Origin of the sequence: Alicyclobacillus fructus, assembly GCF_017329605.1 — a bacterium.
In the GTDB taxonomy this organism is placed as follows: domain Bacteria; phylum Bacillota; class Bacilli; order Alicyclobacillales; family Alicyclobacillaceae; genus Alicyclobacillus; species Alicyclobacillus fructus.
On the sequence record NZ_JAFMTY010000022.1, the window covers coordinates 1 to 14,595 of the forward strand.

At 59.5% G+C, this 14,595-nt stretch carries 8 protein-coding genes and 1 tRNA gene; 6 read left to right on the plus strand and 3 right to left on the minus strand.

The features are described from left to right. The first annotated feature begins 823 nt into the window (after nucleotides 1-823). From J3481_RS11295 to J3481_RS11320, 6 genes are all read left to right on the plus strand, one after another. On the plus strand, nucleotides 824-1,708 hold the full coding sequence (locus J3481_RS11295) for an SdpI family protein (RefSeq protein ID WP_328702127.1): 885 nt from the start codon (nucleotides 824-826) through the stop codon (nucleotides 1,706-1,708). Nucleotides 1,709-2,101: 393 nt separating this feature from the next. Then, nucleotides 2,102-2,175, plus strand: a tRNA-Gly gene (locus J3481_RS11300). Between the two features lie 1,323 nt (nucleotides 2,176-3,498). Next, nucleotides 3,499-6,579: a hypothetical protein gene (locus J3481_RS11305; RefSeq protein ID WP_206832295.1), complete on the plus strand. Its 3,081-nt coding sequence runs from the start codon at nucleotides 3,499-3,501 to the stop codon at nucleotides 6,577-6,579. A 657-nt stretch (nucleotides 6,580-7,236) separates the two neighbouring features. Then, nucleotides 7,237-8,313: a replication-relaxation family protein gene (locus J3481_RS11310; RefSeq protein WP_206832294.1), complete on the plus strand. Its 1,077-nt coding sequence runs from the start codon at nucleotides 7,237-7,239 to the stop codon at nucleotides 8,311-8,313. Nucleotides 8,314-8,424: 111 nt separating this feature from the next. Continuing rightward, a complete protein-coding gene (locus J3481_RS11315; RefSeq protein WP_206832293.1) occupies nucleotides 8,425-9,651 on the plus strand; it encodes a hypothetical protein in 1,227 nt (408 codons plus the stop codon). A 321-nt stretch (nucleotides 9,652-9,972) separates the two neighbouring features. Then, nucleotides 9,973-11,346 (plus strand): hypothetical protein, encoded by a 1,374-nt coding sequence (locus tag J3481_RS11320; protein ID WP_206832292.1) that lies wholly within the window; start codon nucleotides 9,973-9,975, stop codon nucleotides 11,344-11,346. Between the two features lie 112 nt (nucleotides 11,347-11,458). Here J3481_RS11320 and J3481_RS11325 read toward each other — a convergent pair whose 3' ends face one another. The 3 genes from J3481_RS11325 to J3481_RS11335 are packed head-to-tail and all read right to left on the minus strand — an operon-like array spanning nucleotide 11,459 to nucleotide 13,718. After that, the gene (locus J3481_RS11325; RefSeq protein WP_206832291.1) at nucleotides 11,459-11,950 is read right to left on the minus strand and encodes a hypothetical protein; all 492 of its coding nucleotides are present in this window, start codon (nucleotides 11,948-11,950) and stop codon (nucleotides 11,459-11,461) included. Then, complete coding sequence (locus tag J3481_RS11330) at nucleotides 11,947-12,669, minus strand: tyrosine-type recombinase/integrase (RefSeq protein WP_206832290.1); 723 nt, start codon at nucleotides 12,667-12,669, stop codon at nucleotides 11,947-11,949. Before J3481_RS11330 ends, J3481_RS11325 begins: the two co-directional genes overlap by 4 nt. Then, nucleotides 12,666-13,718: a tyrosine-type recombinase/integrase gene (locus J3481_RS11335; protein ID WP_206832289.1), complete on the minus strand. Its 1,053-nt coding sequence runs from the start codon at nucleotides 13,716-13,718 to the stop codon at nucleotides 12,666-12,668. Before J3481_RS11335 ends, J3481_RS11330 begins: the two co-directional genes overlap by 4 nt. Nucleotides 13,719-14,595 lie beyond the last annotated feature (877 nt).

Sequence of the window (14,595 nt, forward strand, 5' to 3'; positions counted from 1 at the left end):
AACGTACCTTGACAGCCTCACAAAGTGACCTGGGCCGAGGCGGATGACGAGGTCCGAGAATTGCTTACATGGAGTTTACACAGTTCTCTTGACACACCCCCTTCGCTCAAGCCACTCCAGGTGTTCCTGACGCAGGCGCGCTGTGAACCGAAGCAGCCAGGGAATGGCCGTCTCGATCAGACGCTTGGGCGAGCCGTATCGGAAGCGCGGTCAACGGAAGGGGCACACGTTGGGCCTGCGCCAGTGCTTCTGGCCAGTTGCGTGTGGGGGCTGATTCTGTGAGTATGGGAGTATGTGTATACAAACTGAAATCGATGGAGTATTATACAATACCATAAAACGGCGATGCCCCCAGGGAACCTAGACGTCGAGTAACAAGAGAGTTACAATTCGATTGTCAGTTGAGGGGTGTTTCCTGAAATCTCTAGGAGTAAAATGCCCGTAATCGTGCGTCTCTGTGGGCCCTTGAGATCTAGTGGAGCGTTAATTTTAATCCTGGTGGGCCCACCACGGGTGCAGGACGCCCCGAAACGCCCGATGACGGGACGTTTCGGGGCGTGCGGTTTTTGGCGGCAGCGGACGAGCGGGGGCTGCCTTGACGGCGGATTTGCGGGATTCTTCGCTCAAGTCGGTTGCGGTCCGAGGTTCACTTGTGATGGCGGCGCTTGCTGCGCGCCACGACCAAGACCCGCTGTCCAGGGTGGAGGACAATCACGATAGGCTTCTTATGCTTCACAGCTGCTCCTCCCTTCTGCACCGGATGTTGCATCGTACGGCTGACGATGTGTGTTGTCCACGGCGCATGTGCGAAGGGGTGAGGACTGTGCCAAGTACTTTTGGGTATCAGCCCGCGGTGGGAACGGTGCTGCAGGATCCGAGCATTTGGATTTGTGTCGGGATTGCCGTCCTGCTCATCGCAGTGGGGCTCTTCAGACGCCGCGTCTTTTTGGAGCATGGGGCCAAAGGCTTGTTGACCACCTTTTGGCTGTTCGCCTGTGTACCGTTTCTTCTGGCGGTATACATTTTTGTATCCGGTTTCCGTAGCGGGTGGCGGCTCGTCGGCGGTATGCTGCAGGTGCGCACGGACGCTGGCGTGACCGAAATTGATCTCGCCCGCGCGCACGCGGCCTGGGTGACGCAGAACGGCTTCTACGGGCTCGCGGATCGCTTGCTCGGGACGAGCGCGGGCGCGTATGCGAGCGGGTTGTTTCGCCTGAACAATGGGCAGGTGGCGGATGTGTACGTCCTCGCCGGTGCGCCTCGGCTCGCCGTATCGGACGGCCACGCGCTCGTCATTCTCGGCACGCCCGGCCTCGACGCGCTGGTGCGCCATGTGTCCATGGGTGTCCTTCCCACCGTGCCGCCCGCAAACGTCTTGCCCTTCCATCCCGTTGCAGGTCTTGTCACGCTGGCCGTGTCCGCCGCGATGCTCCTGGTTCACGTGGCCATGTGGCGGCGGTATCGGACGCGCGTGCCGGATCGCGTGACGTCACACTGGGACGTGTCCGGGCGGCCCAATGGACAGATGAGCAGGGCAGGGTTCTACCGATGGGGGCTCGGCGTCGCTGTCGGCCTGGGCATCTTGTTCACGTTCATCTCGTGCATGACCTGGGCGGCGTGTCTCCTGGGGGCACTCGTCGAACTGTCGATTGCCCTTCTTTGGGGGATGGTGTGGCGCGCCAACGCTCGATCGGCCCGCATCGCGTGACGCTGTGGCCCACCGCTTCGCGTGGCCGGGACAAAGACCGCGTCGCTTTCGTTTCCTCTTCCGTAGCATGGTGGTGATCCTCGCGGAAGGAGGGACCATCATGTACGGCGGATGCTTTGGCGCTTACACGCAGTGGGCTGTGGTGTTTCTGATCATCTTCGTGCTGTTCTTCCTGTTGGTGCCGGCGTACAACAACGGCGTCTGACGCGATGGCATCAGAACGCCGTGGACAGTCACCTCAAGCGGCATGGAATGCTCAGGCTTCGCGGATCTGAAATGGCGGGCTGCTCAACCGGATGCGGCCTGCCTTTTTTCGTAATCAGCGCAGGGATCTCGTTGGATGAATGCACTTGAATCCACTCCGCGAATCTGGTATTCTCTTTGCCGTGACGTGCGGGTGTAGTTCAACGGTAGAACTCCAGCCTTCCAAGCTGGCGGCGGGGGTTCGACTCCCCTCACCCGCTCCATCTGATAAAGACAGGCCGCTGCCCCGGAGTTGGGGTGGCGGCCTTTGCTATTCCGAAATGCAAACGAGTGTTCGGGTTGAGAAATACAAACGAACGTTCGCATGGCGAATGGGATGGGAAACGAACCTTGGGTGGGGGGGAATCGAACCGGAAGGGCACACCGCCCCCGGGGATCGAAACCTCCGGGGGAACATATATCTCCGAGACCACGGAAGGCATCGAGAAGGCGCATTCGGGATGTCCCCCGGCCAGAGATACGTGGGCAGATCGAATCCCCATCTTCTCGGTGCCACGGAGAGGCTCCGAGATATGTGCCCCGGGACGGATCCGAATGCACACCGCCCCCAAATCGCCAGGGGCCGACACCCATCGACACACCGCCCGGGGGAGCTGTGCAACCTCCGAGCCTCCGAGTGCAACCTCTCGGGAGAAGGTGCACAACTCAAGAAGCCCGGCACGACGCGGATTCTCGGGCTCCAGTGCAACCTGTGCACCCTCGAAGCGAAAATTCTCCTCTCCACTCCAACACATGCAGAGGGGGAGGGGGGGGGGATCCTCCCCTTCCTCGTCCATCGAATCCGGCACACCGCCCGGGAGTTGTGTACCCTTCTTGCCCCCCGAGTGTACCCTTGTGCACCCTCTGGCGGAAAAGGTACACTGCCCAAGAAGCCCGACACGACGCGGATTCTCGGGCTCCCGTGTACCCTGTGTACCCCCGAAGCGCACAAATCCCCCCGTCTCCCCAGAAGTGTGCGGAGCGTGGGGGAGCCTTCGCCCTCCAGCCGCCACATCTGGCGCGTCCATTCTCTGCGCAGTCCTTCTCGAACGCCAGAAACCGCACGAAAGAAGCAAATTTGTGGCCCAAACACATGTTCCGGATTGTGCACAGGGGGAATTTGTACATTAATATTTCGGGTAAGGATTCCGAATATTACTTCTTCTTCCCTCGGAGAGGGGGGTACTTGACAGAAAAATCGACTCGTCCGAAAATCGAAGCACATCCTGGAAAGGAGGCGGTTGCCGCGACCAACGCAGCCCACAAATACGCGTGAGCGCCCGGCTGCACCCGAGCGCCCATGCTCTTCCTCGTTGCTGCACGACGCACAGTCCCATGCGGAGGCTGCACATCGCATGCTGGTTTGGCTCGATTGTATGCCATGCGGGCAGCCTCCGTCAATCCAAATCTTGATTGGAGGTCAATTCCACATGGCCAACAAGCCTATTTCTGGACAGACAACTCTTCTTGCACTCCCTGCGCCCGATGCAGGCACGCCAGTCGATTCTCCCATCGTTGTGCGTCTCGATCGCTTTCCGGAGATGCCTTTGGCAGATGAAACCCAAGAAATGCCGACGAGCCGCGGCGACCTGATCAATTTTCTTTGGTCCCTTCTCCAGCACCAGTTCCGGCCTGCCCTGGACACCCACCCGCATCTCGTGCTTGAGTTGCTCGCGCTGCCGGAGCGGCCGGATCTCAAGGAGAAGAAGTTTCGTCCCACATCGTACCATCTCCCTGCGTCGCTTCCCCTCGAGGCACCTCGGGTGTTTCTCGACGACGCGATCGCTTGGATCGATGCTTGGAACGAGATCGGATATGCGGTGTGTGTCGGGCCTGTGCCTCGTGCACGGGCTCCGAAGCAGCAGCATGCCAGCCAAGAAGAAGTGGTGCAGGAGACCCGCGTCCTCTGGCTGGATGTCGACCACCTTCCTCCGGGCGGCCCGGACGAGATGCTTGCCAAGCTGCCCATTTCCCCCAACTGGATCGTTCGGTCGGGGCGCGGCGCACATCTCTATTTCCTTCTGTCCGAGCCTCTGCCTGCGGATGTGGCCAAGTCGGCGATGGTCGCGCTCGCAGAACTCGTCGACGGCGACCACACGCAGGATATCCCGCGCGTGTTGAGAATTCCGGGGTCGCTGCATTGGAAGTCCGGGGAACCTGTGCAGACTGCATTTGCTGTGCTGCGGGACGAGCCATACACGGCCGACATCTTCCGGTCGTTCGCGCAGGGCACGGCCCCACAGATGAGTGCATCCGGAGCGCGGGAGCAGAAAGCGAAGGAGCCTGTGGAGATTGCCGAAGACGAAGTCCGGGCGTTCGTTGCGCAACTTCCCGAACCGATTCAAGCACTCATCCTGACTGGACAAGACCCAGAACCGGGAGATCGCGAAGACCTTTCCCGTTCCGCAGATCAGTACAAGGTCTGCGAGGCTGTGCTGGACGCGGGCGGCACACCGGATATGGCCTTCACCATTCTCTCGAACGCCTCCTTTGGGATCTCCGCGCGGACAAGAGAAATTGGGAAGAAACGTCTATGGCAAGATGTGCTTCGGATCGCAGAAAAGCGAGCGCAGAAGAACGCACAGAATGTGTTCCCTGCAAGCCTCGGAACGAACCTCGCGGAGATCGGGGAGCTGCTCGACGCTTGGACGCAGACCACGCCTTGGATCGTCACTCGCGAAACCGAGGAACGCGCACGGGGATGCCTTGCGCATGTGTTCGAGGAGATTGCGCACATCGCGTCCCAACGCCGGGTCAACGCCGCCGCGAAAACACAGGCGGAACAATTGAGGCAGTTGCTGGATCGGCTGGCTGTGTATCTGCCGTTCTCGACCGTCCGGGCCGTCCTCCGCTCTGTTGCCACATCGTTCGATCAACCGGTGCTGTGGCAACGGTTGCGCAACAGGGAGTGGTGGGAAGAGATCGCACATCGGAAGGTGAGAGACGGGTTTCTGGAGAACTGGGTATCCGAAGAACGCGGAGATTTGCTGGCATGGACGCGCTCGGAGATTTCGGCGGTGCGAGAATCCACCTCTTCGGTCTGTGGCGAGGAATACTGCCAGACGTTCGTCCTGCACGTCCTCCAGGTGTTGGGCGACTTCTTCCGCCTCGATGTGGACGCGCGAGCTTCGATCCCGGAGAACAGCGTATTCTTCCGGCCCAAGGGGAAACCCGAAGCCATTTGTGCTCTGGGCTCGAAAGAAATGGACGGCCTGCTGCGCGATTTGGGCATGCCGGACAAGTGGATTGCCAGTGTGAAGGATGTTCTGTTGCGTCGCGCGAGAGGATACCGGGTTGTCCAAGGAGGGCGAATTTCCCGCGCGGTCGTCTCCGGGGACGCCGTCGAAGCGATCTATGTGGATATGGGCGACGGTTGGCTGTTGAAGATAACCCCCGAGGGAGACCCCGTGCGCGTGCCGAACGGAGAAGACATCTACCTCCAGCCGAGCGGTGTGCGCCCCTGGCAATACACACCTGGGCAGCGCGGAGCTTTGGACGAGTTGTGCGAGGTGCACGTGGACCCAGAGTCCTCGAAGCTGTCCGACGAACAGGCAGGATTTCTACTGAAAGCGTGGTTCTTGGGCAATCTGGCGCGGGGATACTCTGGTGCCCGGCCGCTGCTCCATCTGGTGGGTCCGGCGGGCGTGGGCAAATCGACCCTCGCGACGCGGCTATTTCTGGGGCTTCTCGGGGACACCCCTCCCGCGAACCCGCCAGGCGACCATAGGGAAGTCACAGCGAGCTGCGCCCAGCGAGGTCTGCTGTTCCTCGACAATCTGGAAAGCGCCTCGGGGGAACTGGTCGATATCCTCGACCGGCTGGTTTACTCGACAAAGATTGGCAACCGGGAATATTACACAAACACCGGGGAAATCATTGTGGCGCCCGACGTGTTTGTGGTCATCACAAGCATTTCGACCCGCTGGGTCCGCGATGACCTCGCGACCCGAATGTTGGCCGTGCATTTGGGCGAGCGGGATTGGCCGAGGGGCTACGACGCGAGCCTGCAATGGACCCTGGCGCACCGGAATGCGATCCTCAGCGAAGCAGTCGATCTCCTGAGCGTGTGGCTGCGGCACATTCAGGGGAAGGACCGGAAGCAATACGGGATCTCGCATCGGCTGTCGCCATTCGCGGAATTCGCGAATAGCCTCGCGGAGGCGTGCGGGATAGATATCGACACATCTGCCTTGTGGCAGAAGACTTTCGTCGAGCAGGCAACCATGGTCGGGCCTGTGTTGGAATTCGTCGATGCTCTGGTGGCCTATTTGGCGCAACACGAAGACGCGCCTGGGCGGGCAGCAGCGGCCCCGCAGAAGGTGGCGAAACTCGCGTCGGAGTGGGGCAGAGCCCTTTTCCTGGACGGAGAGCCGTTTGGATCGAGGGACAGCGGATCCCTGGCGACGCGAATCGGGACGTGGTTCTCCAAGGCCACGCCAATCCTCGAGGAGAAGGGCATACGTGTGCAGAAGCGACGCATGCCGCGCGGCGTCGAGTGGGAAGTCGACTACTCGGCTTGGGCGCGGACTCTTTCGCGAATCCAGCCCATTCCGCCGGAAGCGACGGTGTGGCTGGAGGAAGCGATCCAAAAAGAGAAACAGGCGGCGGAAGCGAACAATTCCAAATAACGCAGTCTGGGCGCGCGGGGCATGTCCCTTCGCGCCCATCTCTTTTTTGCGGACGAAGGATGGCGATTTTTGCGCAGGAAGGGTACACAGGGTACACGCGAATCCCGAGAGGCCGCGTCGTACGCGGAAATTTGGGATATGTACCCTTTCGGCGCAAGGGTACACTGCGAGGCGCGAAGGGTGCACTGCGGAGCCGCGAGGGTACACATCCCCTCCCCTGGGGCGGTGTGCTGGGTTGTGCGCGCCGAACACTCTCTGTCTCTCGCGGGCGCTGGCCGCGTCTCTCTCTCGGGGCGGTGTGCTCCTCTCCCCGCTGTGTTTCTGCACATTTCCCATACATTGACAAGCGCAATTCCTGAGTGATACAATGGAAATATCAGGAGGGATCCGGGGCGGGCACACGGAGACCTCGCCGGACCGCTCGGCAATCCGCTCTTGCACATGGTCTCCCTGCGCGCCTTCCTTGGATTCCCCTGCGCACATCGCACCCACTGGGGCTGTGCCCCTTGCCGTGGCCCTTCGGCGCGGCTCGGTGCACATGCCGTCTCCGCGACTGTTTTGGCTGTGCAAATATAGACCTGCACACCCAGAACACCGCGCGGGGACACAGGGCGTGGGCTGTGCGAATGGCATATTTCCGAGAGGAGGAGACTCAGCATGGCACACGAGCCCATATTGCCCGATCCACAGGATCCCGATTCCATCCCGTCCCTGGAGGGTGTGCCCCTGCCACCGCCATCCGAGGAGTTGCACAAGGAACCGCCGATGCCCGCCTCTCGTTCGCGGCGGAAGCATGCGGCTGTGTCCTCCTGGCGGGACCACCACCAGGCGTACCTCGACGCCTTTGCCCGGTATGGTGTGCTGTCCCGGGACATGCTCGCTGCGATCACTGGACACTCGCCATTGACCATTCGGACAGCCTTGCACGAGATGGCTCGCGCCGGGCAAGTCGAGTACCACCGTCTCCGGGGCGAATTTCTGTACTACCCGACGCCCGCAGGGATCGCACTGTCCCAATACTCGAGTGTCGCCCGGAGCAAGAAGGAGGCTTTCGGTCTCGCGGCACACGACCTCGTGGTGAATACCCTCGTGTGCAATGCGATTGTCGCGTCCTTCCCGCCCAAGTTTGGGTTCGTTCGCTGGCTCGGTCCCCGCGAGGCCCGGGAGGAGCTGTGCCAGATGTATGGGTTCGAGGAGACGGACCGGTCCCGGCAATTGCAATACACCCCAGACGCATATCTCGAATTCTATGCGGAGGACGACCAGGGGCGCCGGGGGAACTACCCGGTCGTGCTGGAAGTGGATCTTGACACGGAGACGACCGCGCGCGTGGTGCGGAAATTCGAGGCGGGTGTGCGGGCGCTTGCCCTCCGGCGCGATGGCGCGGAGCACAATCTGCTCTGGGTGTTTGTCTGCCCGTCTTCGCGATTCTCTCGGGTCGTCGACGCGATGCACGACCGTCTGCTCGCCCTGCGGAACGACATCCCCGCCCGGCAGTTCCCGCGCGTGCTTGTGTCGTATATTCCGGAGGATGCCTGGCGGCTGTGCTCCGTACCCAGGCGGGCGACAGATCTTGCGACAGGCGAGAGCGCAACCTGGACGGGGCGGCCGTGCGAAGCGGTGGATCTGGAGGATTTCGTGGGTGTGTCCATTGCGCGGGACCCGATCACGAAGAGCCGAGTGATCCGGACACAGATCCCGAAGCTTGCCGAGACACTCCGCGCGCAGAACTGACGGGCAGGCGCGAATCTATTCTCCGATTCAGGAATTTCACTAGACAATCTGGAGGGAGGTGTGCTATTCTTGTCTCGGGAAGCAACCCAATGCATTAGAGGGAGGTTTCGTATGGGAAAGAGGAATTCGAGGAAGATGGGCAGACCGGCCATGTTTCGCGCAGCAGCGGTGCTTGCGACGGCAATTGGCGCGACGGGCGCAGTGATGAATGGCGGAAATGTACAGGCGGGAACAATTAGTACGAAGGCGGAAGTGAATATTAATGTGACCTGGCCGAAGGACCCGGAGCAACTGCGGCAGGATCGGGCGACGGACTTCGGCGCGTTCAAGTACGGGACGCTCGGTTGGTTCGCGCTGTACTACAATAATAAGAAGATCACCGGAGTGACCGGAGTTGAGTATGGCGCAAATATCGACCCCGCGTCCGGAAAGCTCACTGCGTATGTGCCGATCTGGTACCTTATGAACATGATGCAGACGCAGATGGGTATCCAGAGCAAATGGGACGGGCACAATTGGTACATCACGCTCCCACAGGGCATGCAGTTCTCGATGCCAGCCGTACAGCCGACGAACGATCCAAAGCGGAGAAACGTATATGTGAATGGTGTGTGTGTCGAGACACCGTATGCAATTTCCGCATATGACATCTCGAGCGGATACAAAGTAATGACTACCTGGTTCCCGCTCTGGTATGCGGAAAACATCCTGAATCACATCAGCGACACGAATACGATTTGGGATGTCAACAGCCAGGGCTGGTATGTATTGCACGGAATTACGAATTCGAATTCGCCGAATATTGTGTCTGCAAGCCCCGACATTACAGCGACGGAGAGCAATGGAGTTTATACCCTACATCTGAATCCGCAGGGCGGGCAGGATATCGTGAGCGAGAATGCTATGCTCACTCCTTCCGAGAAGCAGCTTGAAATCAACGAGAGCGAGTATGTCTTCGATCATACACAGATCTGGTACAAGAATGGGTATACGTATATCAAAACGGTGAATTTCCCCGAGGCTCCAAATACAGTGTTACATTGGTTCATCGCGGTGGGGGATTATACTAATCAAAATATTAACGCCCAATTTTCGTTGGACGATGGCCAAACCTGGCGCAATATTCCTGGAGCCTACTCCACAGCGAACCCGCAGCATGGTGCATCGCCGAGCAACACCGAGCCTTTTGTGGAGGTGAGATATCCCAGCACAAATGACCAAGGAGCTATTAATTTTGGGGGTGTCGATCCCAATGGGCATTTCGATGCGCCTTTCGTTCAAATCGAGTTTTATCAGTCGAACGGCAAGTTTTATCTTCTTTGGGACCTAAATATCTGAATATTTCGAATATTTGGCGGCGAAGGCATTGTGAGTGTTCCAGGGGACTACGTCCCCTGCTGTAATTGAAACAACGGCTATATTGTGGCTGAGTGTAGGTTAGCCAACACGATAGGGAGGTATGCCTCCCTGTATTTTCATGTTCCCTGCTAATCCTCGATATCCTCTGTTTATTTTTATTCTACCATCCCGCCCACCTTCCCACAACGAAAATTTTGCCCCGGGTTCGGGTTCCCCGGGGCACATTCGTATTTCCCGATTGTATATGAATATTTTATATGGTAAAATAAGGCTTAGAAGCATGCAATGCGAGGTGTGCGTATGAACAAGCGCAAGGTTGCACGCGCGTCTATTATATCGAGTGCCTCGGTACTCGCCGTGTTCATCGTACTTGGTCTGCACGATCCGGTGGCGCATGCAGGGCGTCTCATCCTATCCCAGCCTCCGTCCCCGGATCCACATACACAGCCAGGATGGAATGCACCCTTGCCACAACCTATGCAGCCATACAGCATGATATTCGGGGATTATTTCTACGGCTTTGATGCACAAAACGATCAATATTATCTCGATCAATATTCCTGTGCGTCGCACGGGCAGACGGGAACCGGGCCGACGAAAGTCGAGCTTTCTTGGCCTGCGGGCGGCGGTGTATGGGATCGATATTACACACCGAGCCCAGGAACGCCGTATCCGACCCCGCAGGGTCTGCATCAGTACATGCAATTCCCGGATTATCTGTTCTATCGGTACGATGGAAAGGATTATTGGGATGGCTATATCATGCAGTACAATGATATGAATCTGCCCCGTGGAATACCTAATGGCTATATCATGCCCGACTACAACGACCCAGATAATATCAACACGGTGCAAACTCTGGTGGCCCAAATGGGCGGAAACTACACATGGATGAACAACCACTTCCTAAAAAACGCAGCGCAGACCGTGTCGGGGACTTCGAGCTCGAGCGTATTTGGTGGGGGCTCGAATTCATTCCCTTCTTATTCTGTTGTTAATTTCTCCCTGGTCTCTTGGCTGTCTGGGGCCATTACGCTCAACGCGCAGGAGACGGGCGTCGGTTCGCCTTATTACACAGGCTATGATCGGGCCCTCTGGGCGTCTTTCTGCGATACGGCCATAAACTATTGGATCAAAGAGATCCTGTTCGCTCCCACGCTCCAGTCGAATACTCTCGCTTTATCCGCCCGATACCCGACTGTAGTTGCCGGACAGAATGAAGTCATCCATGTGGTCGGCGCTCAATATACTTACGAGACGCAGGCCCACTTGGAGGCCGCCGAACTCATTGGTCCGAATGGCACGAAGTGGTTTACGAAATCCGATTTCCAGAATGATTACGGCTCGTATCCGGGCGGAGGAACGTTCATTTGGGACCCATATTCCGCTGGATATTCGCAGGCCTTCGCTTCGGCATTCGCCTCTGGCCCGCACAACGGCGGACCGGATAGCGAGGACAACCCGGACGATATGGTTTGGATTAAGGGCGGTCGTCCCGGTGGGTACGGCTCGGCTGTGAACTATATTAGCGAGAACATGACGCTAAACACGAAGGGTTGGGCTCCGGGAACATACAAGCTAAATCTGTGGGAGCTCGATCAATTTGCGCGCGGGAATTTGAGTCAATACGATCCGACGACTGGGTATTCGCCGCCGATCGAGTTCGCTGCCTGATTCGCACCCTTCGCATCCACAGAGAGACCGGGGGCGGACACACGCACCCCGGCCTGTGCAGGTCAGTCCTCCTCTCGGCAACTCTCCGGAACACACCGCCTCCCCAAACTGTTCATTCGACCAGCTGCATTCGCAGGGAATACGCATCGACACAATACCCGAGGATCCGCGCTGCCCAATCCGCCAATGGGCCGTCGTTCTCGTCCGGAATCCACTCCTTGCCGTCTCGTATGGCGAACGGCCGCCAGGGCTCGGACCACCGCACGGCTTCCAGGATGCGGTCCTGGTCCGGCTCCCACCGGAAGAGCCCGACGAGCTCCTCGCAGTGGAACCAGAGGATATAGATCGGCACATCCCCCGGGCCGTGGCAGGCGGCGACCATCAGTGTGTGCGTGTCGATCTGCCAGTGCTCCAACTTCACCAACTCGACGGTCTGGGACTTCCCGGGTGGCTCCTCAATGTCGATCCGCAGGCAGGAGTCGACCGGCAGTGTGCACAGGAGCGAAGCCAGGGCGGGCTCCGGGAAACCCGCGCGCAGAAGCAGCGAGAAGACGGGCTCCCGCATGGGGGAGCCGGGTTCGGAGAGCCGAATATGCCAGTTCATTGTGTGTCCCTCCTCGGGGCGCAGAATTGGTGGTACGCGCCAGACTGGCGCAAGAGTTTCGCCGTCACTCGCTCGGGTTCGGGAATCTCGGCGACTTGTGCGTATTTCTGCAAGCGTCGATTGAATTTCTGTCCGTGGATGTGGCGCGGGCGCCCGAGGGTGTCCAGGAATAGGGCGGCGGTGTGCACATGCCGCCGGTGGGCGAGCATGCCAAGCGCGAGCTGCCGCGCGGGTTCCGGGAACTGCGGGACGTCTTGGGTGCGAAGGTCGGACAACTCCCGAAGGCGCCGACCGAACCACAGGAGCCACGAGCAGAGCTGGTCCTGCACGCCAAGGTGTGTGTTCGGCATGGCGGCAAGGAGGCGCAGGAACTCGCTCTGCGACAAGAGGCGCTTGTTGGTCAGTGCGACCGGATCGGGTGTGCGGCCGAACGGGTTCTGCTCCGGGGGAATGCGCCCTGTGAACACGGCGAAACTGAAGAAGACCTGCACCGCATAGTACCTGTGCCGCCAGGCTGCCGGGTGCGCGTCCTTGTCGATCTGCGAGAGATATTCGGCAATGTGCTCGGGGCGCACGTGCTCGATGCACACCGCGCCATTCGCTTCGCATCCCGAAATAAACTCCACGATCTGCCGACACACCGCCCGGGCGTATGGGCGCGTGTTGTATTGGAGCTGGTAGTCTGCAAACTCCTCGAAGAACTGCCGGAGCAAGATCATTCCTCGATCCGCCTCCGCACCGACGGGCGCCGCTTGCCGGGCGCGCCACCGAGATGGTCGATTGGGCTGTGCTGCTGGGTCAGGATCTTCTGCGCCTTCGTCTCCGCCACAGCCAAATACCGTTCGGTCGTGCGAGTGCTGGAGTGGCCCATCTGCCTTGCCAATGTCACCAGGTCCCCGCCCGAGCGCACAAGGAACTGGATGGCGAAGGTGTGCCGGAGCTGGTGCGGGTGGATGTGTGGCACACCTGCCCGCTCGGCGTATTGGGCGAGCCGCTTCCAGTACGCGTGCCGGGAGAGCGGATGGTATGCGCCCGAGACGTCGAGATATACCGAGGGGAACAAGAGATCCGATCCGACGCCGCGCTTGCGGAGCCACTCGGAGAGCAGTTCCCGGGTGGCCTGTCCGAAATAGACCGTTCGACCTTTGCCGCCCTTCGCATGGACCGGCGGGACCCAAAGCGCGCCTTCGCGGAGATCGAGGTCCTCGACCTTGGCGAGGAGCGCCTCCCGAATGCGGAGACCTGTGTCGAGGACGAGCACGGTGATCGCGAGGTCTCGGAATTCGACCCACTGGCGCTTGTCGAAGACTGCGAGCAGCTTCTGCACGTGGTCCTCGGAGACGGGGAGCACCGCATTGGTGGGCTCGCGCAATCGCCGGACGCCATCCGCCGGATTGGAGAGGAAGATCCCCTCGGCGACGCCTTCCGAATAGAAAGTCTTCAGGACCCGCAGGCGGCCATTGATGGTGAACACAGACAGGTTGATATTCAGGCAATGGTCGACGAAATTCTGGATGTCCTCCGGGGTCACATACGCGGGCGGGAGGTTCCGGGCAATGCACCAGTCGGCGAAGGCCTGGATCCTCTGTCTGCGCGTCTCGATGCTGCCTGGCTTGTGTCCTGCGCGGCGTGCATTGGCAAGAAACCAGTCCACAGCGGCGGGCCAGTGCACGCGGATTTGTTCCTTGCGACTGGCGGGCGAATCAATGGGCACAGGTTGCCGCGTGGCGTCGGCGCGGACGCGAGCTTTGAATTGCCCGCGCGGCATGGGGCAACACCTCCAAGGGAAGCGAACTCAGGAGACCAGTCCGAGGAGAGCTCTGGGTGTGCCAAGAGGCGGTGTTCGTGTGGTGGACTGGTATCCTAGAAAAAGTAAATCACAGGAGAGACGAATCTGGCAATCTATGTATTCGGTGCCTCGGAGCAAGCACAGAGAGGCATTGGAGGATGGGAAACGAACGGGAAACCAGCCTTCCAAGCTGGCGGCGGGGGTTCGACTCCCCTCACCCGCTCCACAGCATCACCACCGTGTCAGACGTCATCTGGCCGGTGGTCATTTTGTATAAGGGGGCTCGATTCCCTTCCTTGAGACTGACCTGGCTGCTCCTGATCACGCTTGTCTTAAGCGCTGCTGCCTCGACGGTTGACTGGTTGATCAACCTCCTGGAAACCAGACACGTCATACCGCTCATCGTGGACGCCGCCGCGGCGCTCGTCATTTTCTTGATCACGGTTGCGACCGCGAACTGGAGGGGCTGCAAAGAAATGTTTTACTTTTCGCGGCGTCCCTCGATGACACACGAGTCTATGGCGTTCAATGGGTCCTCTGATCATTGGTGGCATTCTGGTGTGGGTCGGTGCCGCTGAGATCGCACACCTCACCATGCCGTCAGGAGATCGAACTACGCTCTCGATTGTGAAGATTTTGATTTTGGTTGCCGCGTGCGCCTGTTACTTCGGTGCCCTCACAGTCACCGCCGTTGCGATGGTCCTGGCCATCACCGGGCTGGGTACGAACACTTGGCAGTGCTTCGCGTCCGCTGTGCAATGGTTGCGATCTCGCCCTTGGCCCCTGTTGTTGATGTCTGCCGCTCTGATCGCGTTTGAGGAAGTGGCTTCGCTTGCAGTCGGCGCACTTTCGAAGG